This is a genomic window from Veillonella denticariosi JCM 15641 (assembly GCF_002959855.1).
Classification (GTDB): domain Bacteria; phylum Bacillota; class Negativicutes; order Veillonellales; family Veillonellaceae; genus Veillonella; species Veillonella denticariosi.
On record NZ_PPDB01000001.1, the window covers coordinates 215565 to 241092 of the forward strand.

At 39.0% G+C, this 25528-nt stretch carries 28 protein-coding genes; 26 read left to right on the forward strand and 2 right to left on the reverse strand.

All coding sequences use genetic code 11. The annotated features are described in order from the left end of the window. Positions 1-121 precede the first annotated feature (121 nt). The 24 genes from VEHSUH05_RS01040 to VEHSUH05_RS01155 all read left to right on the forward strand — a co-directional run bounded on the left by VEHSUH05_RS01040 (position 122) and on the right by VEHSUH05_RS01155 (position 20788). On the forward strand, positions 122-1396 hold the full coding sequence (locus VEHSUH05_RS01040; protein WP_105090606.1) for a phage portal protein: 1275 nt from the start codon (positions 122-124) through the stop codon (positions 1394-1396). Beyond that, positions 1338-1952 carry an HK97 family phage prohead protease gene (locus VEHSUH05_RS01045; RefSeq protein WP_105090471.1) on the forward strand — a complete coding sequence of 205 codons (615 nt, stop codon included), beginning with the start codon at positions 1338-1340 and terminating at the stop codon, positions 1950-1952. Before VEHSUH05_RS01040 ends, VEHSUH05_RS01045 begins: the two co-directional genes overlap by 59 nt. 3 nt (positions 1953-1955) lie before the next feature. After that, positions 1956-3098, forward strand: coding sequence for a phage major capsid protein (locus tag VEHSUH05_RS01050; RefSeq protein WP_105090472.1), 1143 nt, complete (start codon positions 1956-1958; stop codon positions 3096-3098). 10 nt (positions 3099-3108) lie between these two features. Beyond that, on the forward strand, positions 3109-3381 hold the full coding sequence (locus tag VEHSUH05_RS01055) for a head-tail connector protein (RefSeq protein WP_105090473.1): 273 nt from the start codon (positions 3109-3111) through the stop codon (positions 3379-3381). A gap of 3 nt (positions 3382-3384) precedes the next feature. Beyond that, the gene (locus VEHSUH05_RS01060; RefSeq protein WP_054673995.1) at positions 3385-3621 is read left to right on the forward strand and encodes a hypothetical protein; all 237 of its coding nucleotides are present in this window, start codon (positions 3385-3387) and stop codon (positions 3619-3621) included. A 20-nt stretch (positions 3622-3641) separates the two neighbouring features. Then, positions 3642-3944 carry a phage head completion protein gene (locus VEHSUH05_RS09485; protein WP_425445591.1) on the forward strand — a complete coding sequence of 101 codons (303 nt, stop codon included), beginning with the start codon at positions 3642-3644 and terminating at the stop codon, positions 3942-3944. A gap of 6 nt (positions 3945-3950) precedes the next feature. Then, complete coding sequence (locus VEHSUH05_RS01070; protein ID WP_054673991.1) at positions 3951-4391, forward strand: HK97 gp10 family phage protein; 441 nt, start codon at positions 3951-3953, stop codon at positions 4389-4391. Then, positions 4388-4804 carry a DUF3168 domain-containing protein gene (locus VEHSUH05_RS01075; RefSeq protein WP_058948208.1) on the forward strand — a complete coding sequence of 139 codons (417 nt, stop codon included), beginning with the start codon at positions 4388-4390 and terminating at the stop codon, positions 4802-4804. The genes VEHSUH05_RS01070 and VEHSUH05_RS01075 overlap by 4 nt, the downstream gene beginning before the upstream one ends. Positions 4805-4816: 12 nt before the next feature. Next, positions 4817-5548 carry a phage tail tube protein gene (locus tag VEHSUH05_RS01080; RefSeq protein ID WP_054673987.1) on the forward strand — a complete coding sequence of 244 codons (732 nt, stop codon included), beginning with the start codon at positions 4817-4819 and terminating at the stop codon, positions 5546-5548. 55 nt (positions 5549-5603) lie between these two features. Continuing rightward, the gene (locus VEHSUH05_RS01085; RefSeq protein WP_105090474.1) at positions 5604-5966 is read left to right on the forward strand and encodes a hypothetical protein; all 363 of its coding nucleotides are present in this window, start codon (positions 5604-5606) and stop codon (positions 5964-5966) included. 101 nt (positions 5967-6067) lie between these two features. Further along, complete coding sequence (locus tag VEHSUH05_RS01090; protein ID WP_051147521.1) at positions 6068-6265, forward strand: hypothetical protein; 198 nt, start codon at positions 6068-6070, stop codon at positions 6263-6265. 14 nt (positions 6266-6279) lie between these two features. Continuing rightward, positions 6280-9966, forward strand: coding sequence for a phage tail tip lysozyme (locus VEHSUH05_RS01095; RefSeq protein ID WP_146104583.1), 3687 nt, complete (start codon positions 6280-6282; stop codon positions 9964-9966). Continuing rightward, positions 9966-10328: a hypothetical protein gene (locus VEHSUH05_RS01100; protein ID WP_054673977.1), complete on the forward strand. Its 363-nt coding sequence runs from the start codon at positions 9966-9968 to the stop codon at positions 10326-10328. The genes VEHSUH05_RS01095 and VEHSUH05_RS01100 overlap by 1 nt, the downstream gene beginning before the upstream one ends. A 3-nt stretch (positions 10329-10331) precedes the next feature. Next, positions 10332-10925: a DUF1833 family protein gene (locus VEHSUH05_RS01105; protein WP_105090476.1), complete on the forward strand. Its 594-nt coding sequence runs from the start codon at positions 10332-10334 to the stop codon at positions 10923-10925. After that, positions 10909-11322 (forward strand): C40 family peptidase, encoded by a 414-nt coding sequence (locus VEHSUH05_RS01110; protein WP_105090477.1) that lies wholly within the window; start codon positions 10909-10911, stop codon positions 11320-11322. The genes VEHSUH05_RS01105 and VEHSUH05_RS01110 overlap by 17 nt, the downstream gene beginning before the upstream one ends. Beyond that, positions 11315-16504, forward strand: coding sequence for a host specificity factor TipJ family phage tail protein (locus tag VEHSUH05_RS01115; protein WP_105090478.1), 5190 nt, complete (start codon positions 11315-11317; stop codon positions 16502-16504). Before VEHSUH05_RS01110 ends, VEHSUH05_RS01115 begins: the two co-directional genes overlap by 8 nt. A 14-nt stretch (positions 16505-16518) precedes the next feature. Beyond that, entirely contained in the window at positions 16519-16833 is a 315-nt protein-coding gene (locus VEHSUH05_RS01120; protein ID WP_054673964.1) for an LtfC-like domain-containing protein, read from the forward strand. Positions 16834-16851: 18 nt separating this feature from the next. Beyond that, positions 16852-17829, forward strand: coding sequence for a hypothetical protein (locus VEHSUH05_RS01125; protein WP_105090479.1), 978 nt, complete (start codon positions 16852-16854; stop codon positions 17827-17829). A gap of 11 nt (positions 17830-17840) precedes the next feature. Then, positions 17841-18296, forward strand: coding sequence for a hypothetical protein (locus VEHSUH05_RS01130; RefSeq protein ID WP_054673960.1), 456 nt, complete (start codon positions 17841-17843; stop codon positions 18294-18296). Next, on the forward strand, positions 18289-18621 hold the full coding sequence (locus VEHSUH05_RS01135) for a hypothetical protein (protein WP_146104584.1): 333 nt from the start codon (positions 18289-18291) through the stop codon (positions 18619-18621). The genes VEHSUH05_RS01130 and VEHSUH05_RS01135 overlap by 8 nt, the downstream gene beginning before the upstream one ends. After that, entirely contained in the window at positions 18618-19139 is a 522-nt protein-coding gene (locus tag VEHSUH05_RS01140) for an N-acetylmuramoyl-L-alanine amidase family protein (protein WP_105090481.1), read from the forward strand. The genes VEHSUH05_RS01135 and VEHSUH05_RS01140 overlap by 4 nt, the downstream gene beginning before the upstream one ends. Before the next feature lie 3 nt (positions 19140-19142). Then, on the forward strand, positions 19143-19616 hold the full coding sequence (locus tag VEHSUH05_RS01145) for a coiled-coil domain-containing protein (protein WP_105090482.1): 474 nt from the start codon (positions 19143-19145) through the stop codon (positions 19614-19616). A 250-nt stretch (positions 19617-19866) separates the two neighbouring features. Beyond that, the gene (locus VEHSUH05_RS01150; protein ID WP_054673952.1) at positions 19867-20349 is read left to right on the forward strand and encodes a Panacea domain-containing protein; all 483 of its coding nucleotides are present in this window, start codon (positions 19867-19869) and stop codon (positions 20347-20349) included. Then, positions 20339-20788 carry a hypothetical protein gene (locus VEHSUH05_RS01155; protein ID WP_054673950.1) on the forward strand — a complete coding sequence of 150 codons (450 nt, stop codon included), beginning with the start codon at positions 20339-20341 and terminating at the stop codon, positions 20786-20788. The genes VEHSUH05_RS01150 and VEHSUH05_RS01155 overlap by 11 nt, the downstream gene beginning before the upstream one ends. Positions 20789-21041: 253 nt before the next feature. On the opposite strand, the gene fliB is transcribed toward VEHSUH05_RS01155, so the two are convergent. After that, on the reverse strand, positions 21042-21941 hold the full coding sequence (gene fliB / locus VEHSUH05_RS01160; protein ID WP_105090484.1) for a flagellin lysine-N-methylase: 900 nt from the start codon (positions 21939-21941) through the stop codon (positions 21042-21044). Positions 21942-22097: 156 nt separating this feature from the next. On the opposite strand from fliB, the gene VEHSUH05_RS01165 reads away from it, so the two are divergent. Beyond that, complete coding sequence (locus VEHSUH05_RS01165) at positions 22098-22661, forward strand: PepSY domain-containing protein (protein ID WP_105090485.1); 564 nt, start codon at positions 22098-22100, stop codon at positions 22659-22661. 364 nt (positions 22662-23025) lie between these two features. Continuing rightward, positions 23026-24018 carry a PepSY domain-containing protein gene (locus VEHSUH05_RS09310; RefSeq protein WP_174678703.1) on the forward strand — a complete coding sequence of 331 codons (993 nt, stop codon included), beginning with the start codon at positions 23026-23028 and terminating at the stop codon, positions 24016-24018. A gap of 324 nt (positions 24019-24342) precedes the next feature. On the opposite strand, the gene alr is transcribed toward VEHSUH05_RS09310, so the two are convergent. Then, on the reverse strand, positions 24343-25455 hold the full coding sequence (gene alr / locus VEHSUH05_RS01180) for an alanine racemase (RefSeq protein WP_105090486.1): 1113 nt from the start codon (positions 25453-25455) through the stop codon (positions 24343-24345). Between the last annotated feature and the right edge of the window lie 73 nt (positions 25456-25528).

Genomic DNA, 25528 nt, shown 5'->3' on the forward strand with positions numbered 1-25528 from the left:
ACATAATTGGAACGGCGTATCATGTTGAAAGAAAAGGAACGAGGGATAGACCATATGGAGAATAGGAAAGGAGATATAACAATTGATACTAAGAAAGTTCATTGAAAAAAGGGATGGCTATATGCAGCCTAATCATGTTGATGCGGATTCAATTATAGATTTCTTAGGAACATCAACAAATAAATTTATGCGGGTAAGTGATGTTATAAAAAACTCAAATGTATTTGCCTGTGTCAGCATCTTGGCAGATGATTTAGCAAAACTTCCAATCCATACATATTATGGAGATGGAGATAGAACAAAAGGGATGAAACATCCTGTAGCAGAATTGTTATATACAAGGCCTAACCATTTAATGAGTGCATTTACATTGAAACAAACATTACAAATGCATGTGGGGTTGTATGGCAATGCCTTCGCATTTATTGACTGGGGAAATGATGGATTTACAAAAGCAATATGGCCATTAGAACCATCATCTACTGCTCCATATTTGGATGTAAAAACTGGGCGATTAACATATCAAACACAAACATTACAAGGTGAAACAATTACATTACAACCATCTGATGTATTGCATTTTAAAACAATGGCTAGAGATGGCATTGTAGGTAAAGCACCATGGAGAACATTGGTTGATGAATTACGAGGGCAGAATTCAACGAAAGAATTTATCAGCAATTTCTACAAGAATGGAACACTAGTGTCAGGTGTATTGCAGACAGATTCAAAAATCAATCAAGAAGCAAAGGATAAGTTGAGGAAAGATTTTGCAAGCCGGTATGCGAGTCCAGATAATGCTGGTAAAACAGTTGTATTGGATATGGGCTTAAAGTTTCAGACCATAGGTATGCAACTTGATCAAGCACAATTTATTGAGACGCAAAAATTTGGGATTAATGAGGTGGCTAAAGTTTACCGGGTACCTCCTCATAAATTAGCACAACTAGATAGAGCAACCTATGCAAATGCGGAAGCAATGGGGCTTGAATATATCAAGTCAACACTGCTTCCTATTTTTATGCAATGGGAACAAGAACTAAACTACAAATTATTTACTAAAATAGAACGGCAACAATATTATGTAAAATTTAATGCTGATGCGGAACTTCGAGGAGATAGTAAGTCTAGGGCTGAATACTACACAAAGATGATTCAGACTGGGGTATACACACTAAATGAAGTGCGAGCCATGGAAGAGCAAAAGCCTATGAATGATGGTATGGGTGATAAGCATTTTATATCTCTAAATTATACGACTACCGATAATTTGGAGAAATTACAACTGGCAAAAATTAAAGCTGGTGAAGACTTAACAGTGAAAGGAGGTGAGGGGAATGGACAAGGAACGGAGGACACTTCAGACCAAGATAGAAATCCGGAAGGTGGAGAATGATAACGGTGAGTTACCATATATCGAAGGTTATGCATTGAAGTTTGGAACCCGGTCAGAAAATATGGGTGGCTTTGTGGAAATGTTATCTAAAAACTGTTTGGACAATACAGACATGAATAATGTCGTTGCTTTGTATAACCATGATGAAAGTTATCCATTGGCACGTAATACTGTGCCATCAGGGGCGGGGTCATTGGAGCTTAAAGTTGATGACACTGGTTTGTATTTTAGATTAACACCAACAGAAACAACATATGCAAAAGATTTAATTACAAATCTTGATGCGGGTGTTGTAGGTCAATGCTCATTTGCATTTTCATTGGCTCCAAGTGGTTCTGAATGGATATGGGATGAAGATGATAATGTATACATTCGAACAATTACGGCGATCAAACGATTATGGGATGTTTCGATTGTTACGACACCGGCATATCCAGATACAGAAGCAGATACGGCAAAACGTGATTTGGAAGAGTTCAAGAGGACTCAACAAAATGAACTAGATGAAGTTCGAAAACGTAAATTAGCAATTGAATTGGAATTATTGGAGGGATAAACAATGAACGAAAAAGAACGTGAATTACGCCAAAAGATGGCAGCAAAAAATGAAGAAATCCGTGGCCTGATGAATGAAGGTAAACTGGATGATGCGGAGCAAGCAACAGAAGAATTGCGCCGCTTAAAACGTGAATTACAAGTAGAAATTACATTGGGTGAAAACAGTGTAGATACTGTACCACCAGAAGCACGTCAACATCAAAATCATGATAATGATATTGATGTAAATCAAATCATGGCTCGTGCTTTGCGTGGCAATCAATTATCTAAAGAAGAAAATGAAGTATTGGTGCGTGCTAGCACACTGAATGAAGGAACGGGTAAAGATGGTGGGTTTATTGTTCCTAAAGATGTACAGACAGCTATTAATGAATTGAAACGAACATTAAATCCATTGGATGAATTAGTACGTGTTGAAAAGGTTGCCACTATGAGTGGGGAGCGAACTTATGAAAAGCTTTCTACCATGACAGCATTCCCAAATGTAGCTGAACTGGCAAACATTGCAAATTTGGAAACTCCGGAATTTAATCGTATTGAATACAAAGTTCAAAAATATGCAGGAATTTTACCGATTTCTAGTGAACTATTGGCGGATACAGACCAAAACTTATTGGAATATTTGTATCGTTGGTTGGCTAAAAAGGATACAATTACTCGTAATACGGAAATTGTTAAATTAATCAATACGCTTACGAAAAAACCAATTACAGGTATTGATGGGTTAAAAGACATTTTAAATGTGGATTTAGATCCAGCAATTGCGTTGTCTTCGGTGATTTTAACTAACCAAGATGGTTATAACTATCTTGATAAATTGAAAGATACACAAGGTCATTATTTATTGCAACCTAACCCATTAAATCCAACTGAGAAAATGTTAAGCGGTGTTGTGGTTAAAGTGGCAAGTAATAAAGTATTACCTACAGATACTACTGGTAGCGGGAAAAATGCACCAGTAATTGTTGGGGATTTAACAGAAGCAATTACATTGTTTGACCGTGAAGCAATTACATTGTTAGGTACAAACATTGGGGGTAACGCGTTCGTAACAGATGGATATAATATCCGTGGTACACTTCGTTTTGATACAAAAGTAGTAGATAATGAAGCGGCTGTATTTGGGCAGTTGAAATTAGCATAAGGTAATTGCTATGCAAAAGTTACTGGATCATGTAAAAGAATATTTACGGGTAGACAGTAATGATGAAAATACAGTAATTGAAAATTATATTGAAGCAGCAAAAACATATATAGAGAACGGCACAGGAAAAGCATTTGACGAAAATAATAGTCAAATGCTTTTAGTCGTTAATATGTTATGTGGGCATTGGTATGATAATCGGAATGTAGTAGGCGGTGGTGGTGAACTACCGTTTACTATTACTTCATTATTACTGCAGATTGAACATAAGAAAGAGGGGTAGCAAATGAAAGTAAAAGTATTGCATCCAACAATCATTGATAGCCAATGGCTTCAAATTGATGACGTAGTAGACATTGAAATCGAAACAGCACAACCATATGTAGAATTGGGATTAATTGAAGCTGTTGATGAAGAAACAATTATACAGTCAAATAACAATAATGACGGTGATGAAAACACATCGGATGATGAAACAAATGATGACGGTGGTAAAGGTCCTAAGTCCGGTAAAGGTAAGTAATCATGTTACGGATTGGATCTATGAAGAACCGGATAGAAATATTACGGCAGACCATAGAGCCGGATGGACAAGGTGGTTTAAAAAAAGAAAAACCACGTAGAATTGCCACGGTATGGGCCGCTATTTTAAAACCAAGATTTTGGGATGGTGATAGTGGGAAAGGTCCTACTACAGCAATTACACAAGGTATACAGATACGACCGTTAAAAGCAATTGATACTGATTGTATTATTAGGTACCGTAATACAAATTATGAAATATTAGACATAGAGTATAATACGGACTCTTATATATTGACATGTCAGGCAATCAAGAAACGGTAGGTAACTATGGCATTTGTAAAAGCTGATATATCTAATGCCACTTATAAGGCAATGCGAGATATTCACAATTATAATTCTGAAACACAAGAACGAATTAAAGAAGTTACAAGGAATAAAACGCATGAAGTATTAACTGTGGCAATTCAATTGGCACCTTATATAACCGGTAAATTTAAAGGAACAATAAGGGAAGAAATTAAAACACATAGTCAAGGTATCTATGGACGGGTATTCACAAATTCACCGGTAGCACATTTAATTGAATTTGGGACAAAGGGGCATGTAGTAATGCCTAAAAAGAAAAAAGCATTGGCGCCAGGAGCGGCTGGATGGTTTATGACTAATGCTACAATTCCTGCAATATCTGCAAAGCCATTTATGAAACCGGCTATGGATAAGGTTCGTCCAACGATTGAAGGCGCAATTAAGGTGGCAATAAAGAAATGAAGATAAAAACTATTCCATTTAATGCTGTACAAAAAGCATTTTATAAACTGCTGTCAGAAGGACAGACGGCCCCTGTATATGATCGTATACCTGCAGGGGATGAAGAAATGCCGTATATTTGGCTGGGTGAGTTTCATGGTGTACCTGTGGAAGATAATAAAACACATACAGTACATAGAATTAGTCAGCAAATAGATATATGGAGTAATCAACCTGGTAAGAAAGAGGTTAATGAAATTCTGAATGATGTAGCTACATTAGTTAGACATTACCAATTACCACTTGAAGGGTTTAAACAGGTTGGTGATGCTCATATATCTTTATATCAGGCAATAGGGGAACGATACGAAGATAAGACTAGTGCTTATCATGGAATCATGATGATTGAGTACACAATTGAAGAAATTGATTAGGAGGTAATTAATATGGCATTAACACAAGAGCAAATTACAGCACTACCAGTGGCACCTAGTGATACAAAGGCGGTAGCTGGTAAAGATACGTTATTGTATATTGCATCTAAACAAACACCATTAACATGGTTATTGGTTGGTGGTCAAAAGAACTCACCACTTAAAGAACAGGCAGATTCCTTGGATGGTTCTGATAAATCTAGTGGTGGATGGAAAAAAGGCATCCCTGGTATGAAATCTTGGAGCATCGAATATGATGGTCTATATGTGTTAAATGATAATGCAGTGGATATCTTGCGCTATTCCTTCCGTGAAGGTAAGGCTGTGTATGTTCGTGTAGAATATCCGGATGGTTCTTACAAACAAGGATGGGCGAATGTAACATCTTTTGAAGATAACAACTCTTCTGATGCAATTCAAACATTAAAGGTATCCTTGACAGGGTATGGCGCAATTAGCGATTTGATTGCGATTGGTGAAGTTAAAATCACATCTCCTACAGCTGCATTCTCTAAGGCAGCTACAGCAGATAAAACTGTAGCTGTAACACCAACAGACATTACAATTCGTACTGTAACCGATGATACTGGTACTGTATTGGTATTCGGAAAAGACTACGAATTTGCAGAAGGTACATTAACTTTGAAAAAGGAATACCTTAAAAATATGACAGTAGGTAACCATGTACTTGAAGCAAAATTTGCAGCAAAGACAATTCCTATCACAGTAACTGTAACAGCATAATTTTGTAATACAAAGGGCGGGTTAAAACCCGCCCTATTTATATAAGGAGATAAAAATGAAAGAACAGACTACATTGACCGTCAATGGGGAAAAATATGAATTATTGTATACACTTGGTATTATGCGACAGATTGAACGAACATTAGGGTGTTCGTTGATTTCAATTCTAACAAGATTTGATGGCAACGCACAGGAACGAGTAGGCATTGATTTCATTATGGCAAACTTGCAATATGCGGTAGTTGGTGGCTTATCGGAAGATGAAGCATATGATCTCATCGATAAATATTGTGAAGGTGAAGGCACACTAGATACATTGGCAGGGTTCCTAATGATGGCGTTATATAATACTGGTTTTTTTATCCCAAAGCTACCAGAAGAAGTGGAAGCACAGGTGGAGGAACAGAAAAAGAAGTAGCCTCCATTGAAGAATGGATTAGAACTGTAGAACCAATTGCATATGGACCATTACATCTATTGCCTGATGCTCTTGAAAATCTAACTATGAAAGAGTTCTATTTGTTACTTGATGGCCATTATGCCCGTAAAAAAGAAGAGGACTATAAGCAAGCATATTTCACATATTGGATGCTTGCTCCAAACTTAGGGAGAGAAAGCAAAATTACAGTAGATGATATCTTCAATCCATTGCATCAAGATATGGTAAAGGATAAGGAAAGCGAAAAAGAGGAGCTATTACGTACATTTAATTTATAAAGAAAGGAGGTGGAATGATGGGAACAACCATAGCAGATTTAGAGGTTAGGATAGGTGCGGATAGTAATCAGTTTAAACAAGAACTACAGAAAGTAGAAACGCAGGTAGGGAAAGCATTTAATGTAAACCCAATTAATGAGTTCTCTACAAGTGTAGATAGTGTAACGGGTCGTGTAGGTAGTTTGGTTAGTAAGTTTACAGCTATAGCAGGAATTATGGCCGGAGGATTTGGACTAACATCCATGATTGAAGGTTCTGTGAAAGCTGGCGAAGCAGTTTACCAATTATCTCAACGGTACCAGATCACAACTAAAGAAGCATCTGAAATGAACCGAATTCTAAAAATTACAGGTTCTGATGCGGATACAGCAGCTAAAACAATTATGCGATTGGATAAAGCGTTATCCGGAAATAGTAATGAAGGTAAGAAAGCCCAAGAAACACTAAAACTATTTGGTGTTTCATTAACTGATACTAATGGTAAGATGTTACCAATTAATCAACAATTGGCGGAGTTAGCCAAAGGATATAAAGCGGCTGCTGATGCGGGATATGGGCAGGAATATGTGATGAATACCCTTGGTGTTCGTGGTCTTGCTTTAATTTCTGTATTGCAGAATTACAATGAAGCGGCGGAAGTTGCTAGTAAAGTCAAAGGAATTGGTCTAAATCCAGAAGAAATGCATAAAGCATCTCTTCAATTGAAAGAGATGGAATTGCAGTTTGGACAACTTAAACTAGCGAGTGGCGCAGCCATTACACCATTAGTAATGGAATTATTACCACAATTACTACCGTATTTGCAAGAATCGGCAGTATGGATTAATAAAAATAAAAATGAGATTGCAAGCACGGCTAAAACATTAGTTCAGATTGTAGCATTGTATGAAAGCATTAAGATTGCTAAAAAAGCAGCGGCGGCAGTTAATGCAGTAGTATCAACTGTGAAAAATTCGCAAGGCTCAATGGGGTTAGATACGGCTGAATTAACAAGAGCGCAAGAAGTACAGATTAATAAAGCCCTTAGAGATAATGAACGTGTATATGCACAAATGCGAAGAGAAGCGATTAAAACAGCTAATCAACAAAAGTTATCTGCAGAAGAAACGAGTGCATTTTTAGCGCAGGAATTTAGCAAGATTAGTATTAAGGCAACGCAATCAGCAGAGCAAATTCGAGCGGCTATGACTATTGGGTTTCAAAGCGCACGAGCAGAAGCGGCAGAAAGTTCAATTGCAGTTAATAGATCCATATTATCTACAGGCGTAGCAGCAGAAGAATCAGCAAATCTACATGTAGCGGCTAATGTTCGTAAAGTAGAAAGTGATATGGCTGTAGTAGCCAGTCAAGGTAAAGTAGGTGTAGCTGCAACGGTTGCAGGCACAAAAGCCGTAGAAGCTAGTGCAACAGCAACAGCAGCGGCAACAGCAAATATTGAAAAGAATGCAGTGTTAGCAGCAAGCTATGAAGGTGTCGGTGTAAGAGCCACAACAGCAGGAGAGGTAGCAGTTAGTGCGGCAGGTAGAGCATTAGGGGCCGTTACTACATTAACACGTGCAGTATGGGGGCTTGCTGGTGGATGGCTAGGTGTAGCGACAGCCGTAGGATTTGCATTATATTCTATGGGACAAGCAAATAAAGCAGAAGCAGAATTCCAACACGCTAATGAAGTTACCTTGATGGATAAGGGAAAGAAATATCATCTTGCAAAAAATAAAGATGGTAAAGTTGTTTATGCAAATGATAGTGCTGGTTATGTAGAGGTTCCAGAACGACTAAGGAAAAAATATGAATCTTATGTAGCTGCTCAAAAGAAAGCCAGTGCAGATGCGGCATTAGGTGATATTAAAGCAGAACAAGCTAAAATGCAAGCTGAGCTAGCTACACAAATGCAAAGCATATCAAATATTGGAGATTCTATAAATAAAACATCAACTACTACGACTCATAAAGATGCATCAAGTGCAGCCGAAACAGTTAGGTTCATGATTAATCAAGGCATTGATCCACGTATAGCATTTGGTATGGCTGGTGGAAATATGCTTGAATCAGGCGGAAATACAAAGAACTTAAATGCAAAGGCTGTAAATCCAAATGGGGGAGCATTCGGTATTCAACAATGGTTGTTAGATAGAAAAGAAGACTTATTTAACTTTGCCAAACAGAATCATTCAGATCCATATGATATTCATACTCAACAAGCGTTTCAGGTATATGAAATGCTATATGGGAAAGAAAAGGATAATTATAAGAAGGCATTAGCAGAACTTGGAAATAGTCAAGATGTAGGATTAGCGGCTAAGTTAGTTGACAAATGGATAACACGTTCAGAAGGAACGGAAGATATTAGGTCTCAAAAGGCAGCCAATGCACAATTACTTTATAAAGATATGAAGGGTGAAGGGGGCCTTACTGGGGCTGATATATTACGCCGTCAAAAATCAATTGATGATGCTAAAAAGGATTTAAAGAATTTAGAAGGTGAATTAAAGCAAAGTATCACCGGAGAAATTGGTACATCTTATGAAAGTGAAATTCAAAAGATTGAAGAGGATGTACGGAAAAAATCTGAAGCAATCAAGAAGATTAAAGATGTAAGTGATACGATTGATACCTCAAATGCTGAAAAGCTATTAGATCAGTTTAAAACTGTTGAAGTAGATAAAGTAAATAAAAAGCTACAGGAACAACGGGATAAATTAAAACTGGATACAGCTAAGACTAATGCAGAGATCTTAGGAAACTATAAAGATTTAGCTGAAAAGCAATTTATAGTATCTAAAAGCGAACTAGATAGAGAGCGAGAAGAGCGCTTAAAATCAGTTGCAAAACAAAAGGATGATGCGGAAGCTAAAGCACAGGTTGAAGAGTGGTATACAGCCAAATATAAAGCCTTAGTAACAGAACGTGAAACGGCAGAGCGTGAGTCATATGATAAAGCTGTTAAATTAGCAATTAGCCGACATGATACAAATAGACTCCAACAATTAACAAGTTCAAAAGATGCAAAGCAATATAGGGATTGGGAAGGCGATACAGCCAAACTACAGACATTCTATAAGCTTTGGGAACAAGGTAATATGTCAATGTCAGCTGCTACAGCAGAGGCGGCAGAGTCATTTGCTAGTGGATTATCCTCAATCTTTTCAAATCTAGCGACAGATATTACAAGCGTAAAAGATTTAACCACAAATATGGGGAAATTAATTCTTAGTACAGTAGTAAATATCATTGCTAAGATAGCGGCTGCAAGATTAGCGGCAGCATTGTTAGGGCAGTCATTGGGCGTAGGAGCACCAAGTGTTGCTAGTGGGGGTAATGTACAAACATTAACAATGCAGGGGTTTGTAAATAGTGCCATTGCTAGAATGCCCAATATGCCTACATATAAGTTTGCAAGCGGTGGTGTAATTACTGCTCCAGTAATGTCATTAATGGGGGAAGGTAAAGATCATGAGGCTGTATTACCTTTAAACCAAAATACATTTGCTAGTCTTGGGCGTAATATTGCGAGCACCATAGGCGGGGGACCGGTTATGGTGAATGTAAATAATTATACCAACAGTAAGGTTACAGTTACGGAAGAGACATCAACCGGTGATATGAAAACACAAATTGTAAATATTGTGATTGAAGAAATTGCTAGTAACCGAAATGGAAGCCAAGATATTTTGAAACAATTAATAGGAGGTAGGCGATAATGTATGTGTTTCCTACAGATATTCCGGAGCCAATCATACCGGCCGCATCGAATTCCGGAAGTACTTATACGGAAGTACTAACAGATAGTACAATCACATCCACTACGGATGCCAACTATAAAATCACACGGCCGAGAACAACAAGGGTTATTGGAAGCTGGACATATACATGGCTAGGACTTAGCGATGAAAATTACGAAAAGTTGAAAGCGTTTTGGAAAAAGGTTAGAACATCAGAAAAGTTTGAATTTAAGAATTATACTGATGGGAAAACATATAGATGTAGATTCGTAGATAAGTTTAGTTTCCGATTGGATTATCCTGTTGGATGGTATGGATCATTACAATTTGAGGAGGTGTAACAAATGCTAAGATGGCCTGCTACGGCAATTATTGAAAAGAATAAATTAGCAAGTGATGCCCCTTTCTTAGTATTGGTTAAAATGATCCATTCAGAATTAACAGAGCCAATATGCTTGGTTAGAAATACAGAAAGTATTACATGGGATGGTAAACAGTGGCAAGCATATCCTATGAATTTTGACATCAATACAATTGATGGGCAAACAGAACCTAAGTTAAGTTGGACTGTATCTAACTGTGCTGGAACATTGCAACAGTATATACAAAAATTCAAAGGGTTTACGGATGCGGAAGTAACAATATATGTTGTACATGCAAATATGCTAGATAATACAGAGCCGTTACAAGCCTTTGAATTTACTGTTACAACGACTCAATACGATGAGGAATGGGTAACATTTATACTAGGGGCATCACCGGAAACAGTAGTTAAGTTTCCAACTCATATTTATATGGCTCATTATTGTCCATATAGATTTAAATCAGTTAGATGTGGGTATGCCGGAGGTAAAGAGCCTTGCAATAATACATTAGAAACATGTAGAATACCATCACGATTTGGGGGAGAGGAAGGCATGAATGGAAACAATGTTTAATTATGATGATCTAATAGGCATTCCATTTGTAGATGGGGGCCGAGATATAACAGGCTTAGATTGTTGGGGCCTTGCGTTGGAATTATTTAAACGACAAGGCTATATTATTCATGACTATTCTATATCTTCGGAAGAGGCACATGTAATATCAGATACTATGCAACATGATTTGAATGAGATGTGGCAAAAAATAGAAGAGCCTAAAATAGGATGCTTGGTGATTATTCGACTGGCAGAAAATGAATGGGCGAACCATTGTGGCGTTTATATTGGTGATGGTCATTTTATTCACGCCTATTGTCATGAAACAGGGGTAGTAATTGATAGAGTTCGTAAATGGAAGTCAAGAATACTAGGTTTCTATATTCCAACAGAAAGGGTATTATATAATGATTGAAATTGTTGAAATAAAGAATCCGTTTGAACCGAATAAAAAGGAACGAAAAAAGGTAGAGTGTACAGATGGTACACTCTATTCTTATTTAGATCCAACAGATAAAGATGTGTACCTAAATGGAATACTTGTATTAGACCCTGTAAATTGTTTTCCACAAGATGGAAATCAAATTGTAGTAACCCCACATATTGGTAAAAGTCTAAAGGGGATACTTGGTATGGTGGCTATGATAGCACTAGCCGTTTATGCTCCTGCATTAGCTGCAAAGTGGCTACCTGCAACAGCTAGTAAATTAGCAATCGGACTCATGACAGGGGCCATTACAATGGTTGGTGGCAAACTGATAAATAGCATGCTTCGATTAAACCAGATAGGTAGTACATCAGAAAATTCACAAAGCACATCTTATGGATGGTCATTGCCAAGTGTACAGACATATGAAGGTGGTGTGATTGCAGAAACATATGGGGAATGTATTCCAACCCCTCAATTATTAATGTGTCATGTAGAAACCACAAATACAGATGATCAAGATAAAAATGTTCAATATTTAAATCTCTTGTATTGTGGTGGATGGGGTCCTGTGGATAGTATTAACAATATCCGTATCGGAACAACCCCCATAGAAAACTTTACAGATGTTCAGATTGAAACAAGGTTAGGCGAAAATAATCAAGAGCCGATATCATTCTTTCCAACTACTGTATTAGACCAATCAATAGGTCTTGAGTGTGCTGAAAATAAACCATTAATTAGAACAACAGATACTAAGAAAGCTAAGAAGTTAGAGGTAACAGTTGAATTTCCAAATGGCTTATACAAGGTAAATGATAAAGGGGATTATGATAAGAATACAGCCGAGTTTCAAATTCTGTATAGGAAAACGGGTACAGCGGAATGGAAAGATTTTAGCGGCGATGATAGTAATCACATTGTTAAATCAAACGGAAGATTATCAAATATAGTTACAAATGTACAATCCATAGGTAATGCAGCACCATTGGAGGTATGGACATTAGTAACAGCTAAGGGCAAAGACACTGTAAGTGTAACGGGGAGTATAAGCGGCAAGAAAAAAGATGCTAAGTATGGTGAGCATTATGACAATGGCATAATATCCTTTGATTTGAAGAGACGAGAAGTCTTTATGAAAAGAGAAGGTACCATAACCATTACAGTACAGAAGTCTAGATTTAGTTTAACGAAAGCAACCAGTCAAGCTGTGCGCAGATCATATCAATTTGAAATGCCAGAGGCAGGACAATATGATATTAAGGTTGTAGGTACTAAGTTACCAACGACAACAAGAGCAACGGCTTATATGACATGGTCAACGTTATCAAGTTTTATTATGGATAGCGCATATAGTAGACCAGGTAAGGTATTAATTGGACTACGGATAAAGGCAACTAATCAATTATCCGGAGGCATTCCAAATGTAAATTGGAGGCAAACAAGAAATACGGTGCATGTATTTGATTGGGACACAGGAACATATGTTGAAAAAGATGCAAAGAACCCTATATGGGCAGCATATGATATGTTACATAACTGTAAACGACTGTATAACATCAATACAAATGTTGAAGAATATGTAGTTGAAGGTGTACCGGCTAATAATTTTAAACAGTATTGGGATGAATGGAAAAGTGCGGCGGCTTATGCAGATGAAGAAGTATCTATGATTAGTGGAGAAAAAGAACAAAGGTTTAGATTTGATGCGGTTATGGATACGACACAGACCAGATGGGAAGCAGCACAAAAGGCTGCAACATCAGGACGAGCTACAATATTAAGACATGGTACACAATATGGCATAGTAGTGGATAGACCAAGTAACATTGTGCAGGTATTTGGAGAAGGGCAAATAGTAAAGTCATCTTTTAAAGGTGAATATTCATCTAGGGACGATAGGGCCCGTTCAGTAGAAATTACGTACAATGATACAGATAATGACTACAAAAATACTGTATTTATGGTGCGAAGTCCAAACTATGCAAACGATTTAAGGAAGAATGATAACACAGCTAAATTGTCATTGTTTGGTGTAACAAGGCGTTCACAAGCATACAGAGAAGGAATGTATCTAATGGCTACGAATGAGCGACAGTTACAGACTGTTACATTTGGTACAGATATAGGCGGTATGGTGTGTGAATATGGCGATGTTATAGGTATCAATCATGCGGTTCCTCAATTTGGAGATGCTAGCGGCCGTATTGTAAAAGCAGAAGGCAATACAGTCGTATTGGATAAATTTGTTGTATTGAAACCGAATAAAAATCATAGCATTATGATTCGGTTAGAAGATGACAGTATTATTACAAAGCAAATACAAGCGGTAACAGAGGAAATAAATACAGATACAATTACTGTAATTGGTGAATTTTCACAACAAGAATTACCTAAACGATATGATCCATATATGCTCGGTGAAGCAAATAAGGAAGTCAAACCATTTAGAATTACAAAAATCACAAAGAATGGAGATAATCAAGTAACGATAACAGCCACAGAATATGATGCGGCTGTATATGAACTTGATTATAGTCGGTATCCTGTAATTGATTATGCCAAGGTAGAAAAAGAATTATCGGTAAAGGATATTCAGCTAACCAAAATTGTAAACACATTAAAAGATGGGACTGTATTATGTGATATCAAAGTTGACTGGGTATTGCCAATTAGTAATCAATGTAAACAAGTACAGGTATATTACAAACGTACAAATGAAGAAACATATACTTTGCTAAATATATTCAGTGGAAATGAAACATCAGCGGTCATTAGATCAGTGCTTACAACACAAAATTATGTAGTCCGTATCATATGTTTGAACGATTTAGGCATTGCCGGACCTGGAATAGAAAAAACTATATATATTGCTGGTAAGGAAACAGCACCTGCAGGAGTAAAACAATTCACAGTCACACAGGATGTTGTAAATAGTAGTATTCTACATCTGCAATGGGCGCCTAATCAGGAGCCTGACATATATGGCTATCGTTTATATGATAATGCCGGTAAGGAACTTGTAAATTATATAGGAGCCACAAATTATACGTTTTTTGCAACCGAAAGTAAGACATATACATTTGGGATTAAAGCAATTAATACATCCGGAATTGAATCTGAAACCGCCACAAAGGTAAGTATTCAAATTACAATTTCAGAGGGAAGTATAGCAGTACCTGACAAAGTTGATTCGGCAAGTATTGAATTAACAAAAAATGGGGTATTACTAGAATGGACACCAATCACAAATACATACATCGATTTCTATGAAGTTAGAAGTAATAGTAATACAGGTGATTTACAAGGATTAATTGTAAAATCAAATTCAATTCGAGAGATCATACAACTTAAAAACAGAAAAGGTACATTATTAATTTATGGACATAATCCAGTAAAAGGATATGGACAAGGCCTCAATGTATCTTATGATTTCAAACAATTAGATGCGCCAGTAGTAACATCTATGAATATGGTTAAAGGATTTGCGTTATTGGTATCTAATATGCCAAGCACAGCGAATAGTATTCGATTTTATATTGTAGGTTCTGCAAAAACAGATATTTTAAACTCTACAGGTAATATGATTACATATACTGGTGCTGCAGATATTTATCGTGTAAAAGCAGCATTTATAGATGCTGTAGGTGAAGGAGTCCAATCAAATGAAATTTTAGTTACTATTTCGGCAACAATAGACCCAGCATTGTTGGATAAGGAACGTTTGGGAATTAACGACATCGATCGCCGAATAGCCGCCCTTGATAAAGGGACGTCAGGGGTTCTAGATTATGCAAAAGCCGTTGCCTTGATGTCACGGTCACCGCAATTAATGGAAGACCCTACATTTAAGACTAAGGCTGAATTGGTAACGTATGCCAAGGATGGACAACAAGTAATACAAAAATTTGCGGCTCCATCGCCCAAATGGGGTGATATTAATACAGGCGGCAGGATGTGCGGCATATTAACAGGAGACACAAAATATACAGCTATCGGATACGGAGGGTTCAAAATCACACCTGGTGGGAAACCACTAGAGGGGCAATTAAATAATACTTATATTGTCCGCATGGTGGCAAAAGTTAAATCTGATATTTCTTTATATTTGAATAACAATCATCTTGGTCGTGGTGATACGCCGACTGGATTCCTGACCTCCAACAAAGGCTCAGACAAACCGCAAGAGTATATATTCTTTTGGAAATATGGGAATGAGTGGAATCCGCAAAATACAGATGGGCGTGACTGCGGATATGTGTATTTTAAAAGTGATAACGGCAAAAACAACAGTCCAAACTTTATCGCATGGATTTACAAACTCGAAGTATATGCTGTAGACGGATATGATGACAGCGTCGCTAATATCAAGACCTCAATCACTCAACTGCAAGGAGCTATTGATTTAAGGGTTAATAACCTTGATAACAAGATGAGTACTCGCATTACTCAACTCGATAATGCGATTAAATCGCAAGTCATCGACGGCGATAAGGTCATGAGCGCCATAACTCAATACAAGGGTGGCACCCGTATTGACGGTAAGCTACTACACGTAACAGGTCAATCGTTATTTGATGACAATATCATCACGAACAAAATGCTACAGGCAAACTCGATTGACGCCACCAAGTTAAGAGTTGATAGTTTATCCACTATCTCAGCATATATCGGTGGCACTCTCAGAGGCGGCAAGTTAGTCGGCACAGAAATCGAGAACGAAAGCGGCACTTTTAGAGTTGACAACAACGGTAACATTACAGGCTCCCATATCAACGGTGGATTAATTACCGGTGCAACAATCCGAGGTGTTAACATAGAGGGTCAATCTATATACAATGCCGGCTACAAGGTTAAGAGTCTCGATGTGCGAACATATGAAGTTGCTCATGGAGATTATACGCCGATCCCCGACGGATACAGCGAGGAACAATGTGTATTTGTACCAATATCGTACAAGATTAGTAATGGTAGACCAGCGATGCGAGAGGGCCCAAATATTGATTATTATACACGGTATTCGCCTAGTTTCCCAATATACACTTCTGATGACAGTAAGGTAGGGTTAATGGGCGCTCGTAGGGCATATGTCGCCAGGACATTCTCAAATGACGTCTCGCGAAATTTAAAAACAGGGTGGATATATGTATTAGTAATCGCTAGACAATAAAGGGAGGTGCGTACATGAAAGAATACGATTTTAATTTACATATAGGCCAAGACTACGGATTGACCTATGTCATTGAAGGCGGCGGCCCATATGACGGCTGCACCGCTATTATGAAGATTAGGCGAAAGCCTGACACGGTAGCCATACTTACCGTTGATGGGGTGATAGAGGGTAACCGCATCACATTCCGCATCAACGGCAATGACACAGTTAATAAGGTGGATGCTAAGGACGTTCATCAGTACGACGCGTTCATTTATAACGATGAACATAGTATAAAATTGGGTTTCGGCGAAGTTAATATCATTCAAGATATTGCACGTCATTAATGAAAGGGGATTATTATCATGGCAGAAGAATTAAACATTAATGTAACAGGTATTAACTTACCTCCACTCAAGGTAGAGGGGACATTTACTGTGCCCGCTATTAATATATTAGGTCAAAATGGGAAAAGCGCCTATGAATTGTGGTTGGAATCAGGCCATTCCGGAACACGCGAGGACTTTATCAATTCCTTAAAAGGTCAAGATGGCCGCGACGGTAACAATGGATTACCAGGTAAAGATGCCTCTGCACAAGGTGCATATGAAATGTTGATGGGGATGAACGTGTATTGCGAGAATGCAACGTTGGATGAAGTCCTAAAAGGTCTTATTCGTGGCTTGGGTGATGTGATTAAAAAGCCGTTCAAACCACTCGAATTTGACCGACCTGAAAGGGGACAAACATATATCAACGTATATGGAACACCACATTTTAAAGCGGCGATACTCGGTAAGGGAGCTGCATTTGGTGTTAATATTGGTGATGATGGTAGAGGTCGATTAGACCTGGATAAGCCTTTCGCGTCCGATGACATCGAACTCGAATATTTCAATATGTTGGGCAGCATAGTGGGAACTTACAGAATATCCGGATACAGTGGCGATAAAACAACGCTATCTAAAGGCGATGTAACTGATTTAAATACAACAGAAATTAACTTCCCAGAGGTAACGACAGTAGAGGCTGAGTCGTTATCTAATTTAAAAGAAGTGTCCACAATCATATTGCCTAAGGTTACAAGAATAGGAAAGAATGCATTTGATGAAAATTTGCCGCTTAACTTAATGCGAATCCCGTTGTACGTGCTTGACCAAGATTCTCCCGTTCTCGAGTTAATAGGCTTCAGAATTGGCGCAGAATTATATATCTCTGAAAAGTCTGATGTGAACGCACTATATTCTCTTTGGAATAAACAAAATTATTATTTAAAAATATATAACGGCGACGGGACTAAGAAGTTTGATCCTAAAACCAAAACTTGGGTACCGGTTCAATAAGGAGGTAGCGAATGGATGAAATCAGAATACTTCTGATGGATGCAGGCATTCCTCCTTACTTTGCGGATATAGGCTTTTGGGTGACCCTCTTGGGGGTCATCTGGGCCGCCCTTAGAGGGTCATTCCGGGCGATGGTGTGGTTCCTTGAACACACATCGATAGCAGAGGTTAAACGTCAACTTGATGATCATGTCGGCCGTAAGTTATCTAAGCAAAGGGAATATTATGATGACCGCATGACCGATGCTATTAATAGCATCGGTAAATTAACGGAAAGCAATCAGGATATTCTAAGGCAATTAGTGAAGTTGGAGGAACGAGATGATGCCATATTTCACCGCCTGGATGCATTGGAGACGACAACGCAAACGCTAAATGCGGAGTTAATGCATATTCAATTACTCAATAACATCCCAATTAAGAGGAGTATCACCATCCCGAATGACGGAGGTGAAAGCCTTGGATAAGATGAAAGTAATTAATAAAGTTAAAACTATATATAGTTCAATCCGAATCGCTAATATTCACCCTACTTTAGTATGGGGGGCAAGAGTAATTATTCTTGTCATGCTAACACCAATTATATTGGCAACCATGACTTATGCCATTTCATTTTATTTAGGAGAAATATCTAGCGCAAACGATAAGATCATAACAATGGGAGCATTCTTAATTGACCATATGTTTGGTGCTCCAGGCGTGATTGTATCACTCACAGGATTATTATGGCTTAGCGTTGATAGGGATAATAATGGTATCCCAGATAAATTAGAACAGGAGGATAAACGATGAAAGTATTTATTAATCCAGGGCATGATATCGACTTAGATAGCGGCGCAGTAAATCCTAATACTGGACGTCGTGAATGCGACGTGGCTCGTGATGCGGGTAAATTATTAGCAGGATATCTACAAGCAGCAGGATGCGACGTTCGAACTCTGCAAAATGACGATTTAGGCTTTGTGTGCGCCGAATCCAATGAATGGGGAGCGGATATATTCGTATCGCTCCATTGTAATGCTTGCGAGAGCCACATGGCACGCGGTACCGAGACATTGTTCAAATCGTTCAACGGTCAGCAACTGGCGAACGACATCCAATCGCAAATCATCCGTAGCATTGATACCGTGGATCGCGGCGTTAAGGAACGTCAAGATTTATGGGTACTAAATGGCACGGATGCAACAGCCGTGTTAGTTGAAATGGCATTCATTGATAATGATGATGACATTGCCATGCTAAATAATGATTTAGATACCATCGTTCGTGCAATTGCAAGGGGCATCACGGATTACGCAGGAGGGGTATGATGTATGACAAAATCAAAGTATTACTTAATCACCCTATTTACCGCTATATTATTGTCTGTGGTATTGGGATCCTCGCCTGCCTTTGCCTCGGATACATCTTCTATCAACCAAACGGAACCGACTATCAGCGTGCCCGTGAGTCAGTGGAACGAATTGAAAAGCAACAACGAGAAAGCCTTGAACTTAATCGAAGTATCCAACGTTCCATTGAACGAAGCACAGACCTTAGTCGTGAAGCAGCGACAAGAATTGAACGAAGCCAAGAATACAATCGACAAATTAACGACCGAATTGAGCAAGGCAAAAGCGGACTTAGTGAAGCAAGAGGTTACCTTGAACGTAATGCAGAACTCTTTGACCGAATTGAAAGGTCAAATAGAGAACGACAAGAAAACAATCAAACGTCTACGGATGCAACGCAACCTATCACAGATGATAGGGGGCGGAGCAATAATCGGAATTGCGATACGCAGATAGCGAGGTGATCCAATATCTACGGATTGCATGGTAAGCAATCATTAATCATCAATTAGAAGTCAATATTTAAAGGGGCTATCATTGTAGAGTCATTCTACTTTGATAGCCCTTTATTTTGTATTGGCTGTTAGTCTGTATATATTTTGTTTACGAGTTGAAATTCATGATTTTTTCATGTATGATTAAGATAATTTTATTAGATATACGCGGCTGTATAAAATCGGTAGGGTATAACAAGAAGGTGAGTGCTATGGTAGGAGATACACAACGCTTTGTAGATACAGATAGAACAGCAACAGAAATTGCTACATGGTTTTTACAAAGAAATGCATATGACAGAAAAAATAATTTAGATGTGGAAGGTATTTCTAATTTAAAATTACAGAAGCTATTGTATTATGCATATGGTTGTTTTTTAGCGCTATATGGGGAACGTTTATTCCATGACTATTTGTTGGCATGGCAACATGGACCTGTAGTAGCTCAAGTTTACGAAGATTATAAAAGCAATGGTGCAAATTCTATTACAAATATTGATACTAGATTAGTAGAGTTTGATCAAAAAATCATAGATGTATTGGAATTTGTATATAGTGAATTTGGTAAGTACACGGCATGGGCATTAAGAAATATGACTCATGAAGAAACTCCGTGGAAAGAGACTCCACGCTCTAATGTTATTGAAGATGATTTGATTTTTAATTATTTTAGTGAGAACTACATTGAAGCTTAAAGGGAAAACACAAATAACACCTAAATTCTCTGAAGAGATAGCTGAAAAGTGTAGAGTTCCTAATTCAAAAATTATGCTTTCTTTTGGGTGTGTAACGAGTAATAAAAAATATAATTTTGGATATTTTAAAAAAGACATCAGAAAAAATCTAAATACAAGAGAAGCTTTAGATGAACTATTAGAAAAGATAACATCTCTGACGTGGGCTGAGGCTAGTAATCTAAGTAAATCTGAGATAGGTGGATTTGAACTAATCCCATTTGAACAAATGACACCGATTCAGATTAAGAATTTAGATATTACTAAAGACACTGGCATTTACACATTTCGATTTAATTCTAATACTTGTCGACTTTGTGGTATTAAGGATAAATACTGTAATGTCTTATATATTATTGCTTATGATTTTTGTTTTAAGTTATATAATCATGGAAGTTAAAAAGAGGCTGAAATTAAATAGCCACTTTTTTGCCCCTTTATCAGCATTTACATATAAATAAGTACTGATTTTATAGTAAAACTTAAGATATATCTATTATCAGCTCCAAACTAAAATAACAGCAAGGCCATTTGTCCTTGCGGTTATTTTTTTACATCGATGGCATAGTGCGCATCGGTATTAAAAATATACATTCTGTTCTATAAGCCTAGGAATAAATAATCTCGAGGCTAAACTGTGGCTTGGTTATATTTTACGCGTCGTAGTTTTGCAGCAGCAGTTCTACATTATCTTCGTCGTATTCGATTTGTTGGGACCATCTGGCGACTTGTTGCAGCGGCTTACCGTTGATGGCACCGGTCATCAGGATATACTCCGTGCCGTCTTTTGCATAATCGAGCAAAGCTTCCAAGGAATGGTCGGCGAGCATATCGATTTGGCGATACAGAATATATTGATAGACTTTATTGAAAAATGTCGCATCATATTGTGTTTTACCGTCAGCTTTTACATAGTTCGTAACCGTATCAACTAAGGTTGATATATGGGCAGAAAGGTCGTTTAACTGGACTGTCCATTTTGCATCGATCGGTTCTGTCGTTTTGTAGAGACTCAACAGGCTCGCATAATAGTCTGCGCTCGGTGTCGGTGTATATTGTAAAAGTTCAGGCTCTAAGTCAAGTCCGAGCAGCTGAAACACATTTAATAACGTTATTGTCTCATCCGTATCGAATTCGTTGTCGTCGTCCTCGATGGTAAATTGTAAGGCGTCTCGCTCCAACAGTTTGACGGAGGCCTCACAGGCAAGACCTACGCCGCAAAGCTCCAAGTCCTCGATATATTTATAGAATCTCGGATGCATGTGACATGTTTCGCAGAGGCCTTCTTCGCCGAGTTCTAAGACGACTCTGCATAAACCTTGTTCGTTTAGTAACGGACAATATGGTTCTTTATCGGTAAAGACAAAGTGGCTGCCGTCATCGTCGACGGTTATGGCGCTACGCAAGCTTTCACCAAGAGGCCCGGGCATCGCCTGATAACGCCGGGCGGTGGCCTCATCGATGTCGATAGTCCACAGTTGGCAGCATGTATTTTCGCATTCGTCGGCCTTGCATTGAAATGTATGGTAAATGGTTGGATAAATAGAAATCATAAATGCTCACTTGTAAAGAGATAATAATACTATATGCATTGTATCACGGGCGATAATTTTACGCATCGAAAATTATTATGTTTGAAACTGATGAATATAGTGTATAATTGTAATATATAGTGTATAGATACATGTGCTTTATGTATGGAGGAACTTATGAAATCTTTATTTGTAAAAGGTAGTTTAGTTTTAGCGTTAGCCGCTGCGTTCGGCATGCCGAATGTGGTATCGGCGAAATTGGTGCCGGTTCAGCCGACCGTACAGGTCGTTGATGAAAGTCATGCGGCCATTGTAGGGGCCAACGGTTTGTTGAATGCATTTATTCAGAATCATCCTGATGCGGCCATCACGGAAATCTCCTTTGATGCCGATGGGGGACAGATCAAGTACGAAGTGGATGGCTTCAATGAAAGCGGAAAATATGAGCTCATATATATTTATGCGACCAATCAGATCTTTGAAAAACGAGACGGGGATTATCGCAAGTCGCTAAATAAGAAGGCCTTTAATCCTCGCCAGATCCTACCGCCTGCAGCGGTCGTGAATTTCGCGTTTGCCCAGACTAAAGGTCGCGCTGTAAGCCTTAACAGCTGGTCCGTACATAACGAACACCGTAAACCGGTTTACAAGGTTGTATTCGGAACCGATGATTCTCATGAGGTAGCGGTGCGCATAGATGCTATGACCGGTAAATTGTTATCCGTTAAATTTGATGATTAATATGTAATTGTACAGCAGCTCCAATGTCGGATGTATTTGGAAGCTGCTGTTTTTTGTTGTCAGAAATTTTTACGACATTTTTGTGAACATTTACTCATGAATGATATAACCTGCTGTGATGAGAATGATGCTATCAAGGTCTCTGCCCCGTAAATAAGGGAACAGAGGCCTTTTGTACAGTGTTCATATAGGACTTAAATGGAAACGGAAAATACTGAAGTTTTCTGAAAATTATCGATAAATTCATTTTGCTTTCACCGATATGGAGCGAAATTTGAACCCTTCTACATTTTGAGTTCATAGACCCTCTGTAACATGGGTACCAGTTCAACGAAAGAGAACGACGAAACAGAAGGAGGATATCATGAAGAAGTCTATTTTAAGAAATAGTATAGCCTTAGCAGTAGCAGGTGTATTCGGTGCTACCGTAGCGGTGACTGCGGCAGACGTAACACCGGTACCGGTAACTCAACAACAAGAGGAAACCACATCTGTTGCTCCTATGGACCCGACTCCGGTACCGACTGCAACGAAGGGAACCGTTGCTGCCGCTAGTGCCGCAACTCCTGCAGCTCCTGTACCTGCGATAGATACTGCAACAGCGGCGAAAGCTCCTGGCCAAACGAAGGTAGTTCGTGCATCCAACAGAACAGTTGACGCTGTTGATGCCGATACAACAGGATTAAAAGCTGAGAAGGTAACAAAAGCTGACAAGGCTGATAAAGTGATGAAAGCCGACAAAGGTGACAAAGCGATTAAAGGTGATAAGGGCGATAAAGCAATCAAACCGATAGATGCGAAAAAGTCCGTAAAACCTGAAAAAGCCGATCCTATTAAAGGTGAAAAAAATGTCGCTAAAAAAGATGGTAAACAAGTGACGACGAAGAATGTGAAATCTCCGGCTCAACCGTCCGGTGTAGTTGATGAAAACAGCGTATTCGTAGTAGGTGCTAACCAGCTATTAGATCAATTTGAAACTAAATACGGTAACTCCAAGATTACCAATGTATCTTTCAAAGCAGAAAACAAAACAGCTGTCTATGAAGTAGAAGGTTTCAATACAAGTGGTGCACATTCCATGAAATTAGATGTAGCTACAGGTAATGTTACAGAAGGCCCTGCAAAGGCTTATGACAAATCCATGGATACAGCTGCTATCGATCCGGGTACCATTTTACCTCCGCATGTAGCTATCAATGCCGCTTATGAACAAACAGGCAATGTAGCGACCGGCATCGATTCCTGGTCCGTAGCTAATAAGAACGGAACTCCTTTGTATAATATCCAATTCCATGATGCACAGAATAAACCTGTAAATATCACATTGGATGCGAAAACAGGGAAAGCTGTGAAATAAGCTTTCCTGGGGCTGTCCCTATGCTGTTGTGAAGAACTCTGAGACACACAGAAAAAACACTATACACACAAGACACACACATAATACACAACACACACATGCGCCCCCTGGATAGGATAGACAAACATTGACTCTCTCCTATGCCGTCTATTGTTCAGGGGGCCCCCTTATGAATTCGATTCCTTTCCATTCATAAGTTATACACTATATAATACTCTCTCACAATAAGAACGTAACTTACTTCACGGTAAAACACGTATAGGGAACAGCAGAAAAAGGCTCGTCCATAACGGACGGGCCTTTTTCTGTAGTTTATCTTTTCTGTTATATATATTGCCGAGGTACTCGTTCCGAGAATCCGCAGAAGATTTCGTACGGGATTGTCGATGCGAGGGCCGCAATTTCAAGGGCGGAGATGCTTTCGTGACCCTGTGAGCCGAGCAAAACCACCTTATCCCCCGGTTTAACGGTAATCGTATTCGGTACGGATACCATGAACTGGTCCATACAGATACGTCCCACTACAGGGCAACGGGTGCCGTGAATGAGAACGGTGCCTCGGTTTGAAAGACTGCGCGGATAGCCATCCGCATAACCGACGGGGATAGTTGCAATCGTCATCGGTTCCGGCGTTACATACGTGGAGCCGTAGCCGATACCTTCGCCCGCATCGAGGTGCTGTACGTGTACGACCTCGCTGTGAAAGGAGAGAACCGGTTTTAGTCCTAAACGATTCGGTACATCAAGGGACGGCATGATGCCGTACTGGATGATACCGGGGCGTGCATCCGTAAATAGACTGTCCTTTACAGACAAGAGGCCCGCGCTGTTGGCGAGGGAAAAACGATATTCCGCATCAGGACGGAATACACGAATTTCATCGACCATCTTGTGAAATTTTTCCGTCTGACTGTGTGCATGTGTCTGATCCGCCGCATCGGCGTTGCTCATATGTGAAAAGAATCCATCAACAGCCAGATTTGGATATTGTTCCACCTCTTTGATGAAATCGACGGCATTTTCGGGACGGATACCGATGCGATGCATGCCTGTGTCGACGGCGACAGCGACGTTGATAATCATATCGTGATTGTCCGCCACCTGATTAAGTGCCGCTAAATCGGTGGATTCGCATACGGCGGGGATGGAATTTGTATCTGCGATGACTTCAAAGGATTGCGGCCTTGTGAGCCCTAATAGATAAATTGGGACCATGATACCCGCATGGCGCAACGGAATGGCCTCTTCCGGAATGGCCACCGCTAAGGACTCGTAGCCTTCTTCGACGGCGATACGGCCCATCATAACGCTGCCGTGGCCGTAGCCGTTGGCTTTGATGACCGCCGTAGAGGTACTCCACTCCGGTAAGCTGTCTTTAATTTTACGCAAGTTCTCGCGAACGAGACTTGTATTGATGGTTAAATAGGTAGGTCTCATGGTCTTCCTCAATTCTATGTAACATTACTTTTATTGTATAACTTTTAAGGAATTACACAATACTTTTATGAAA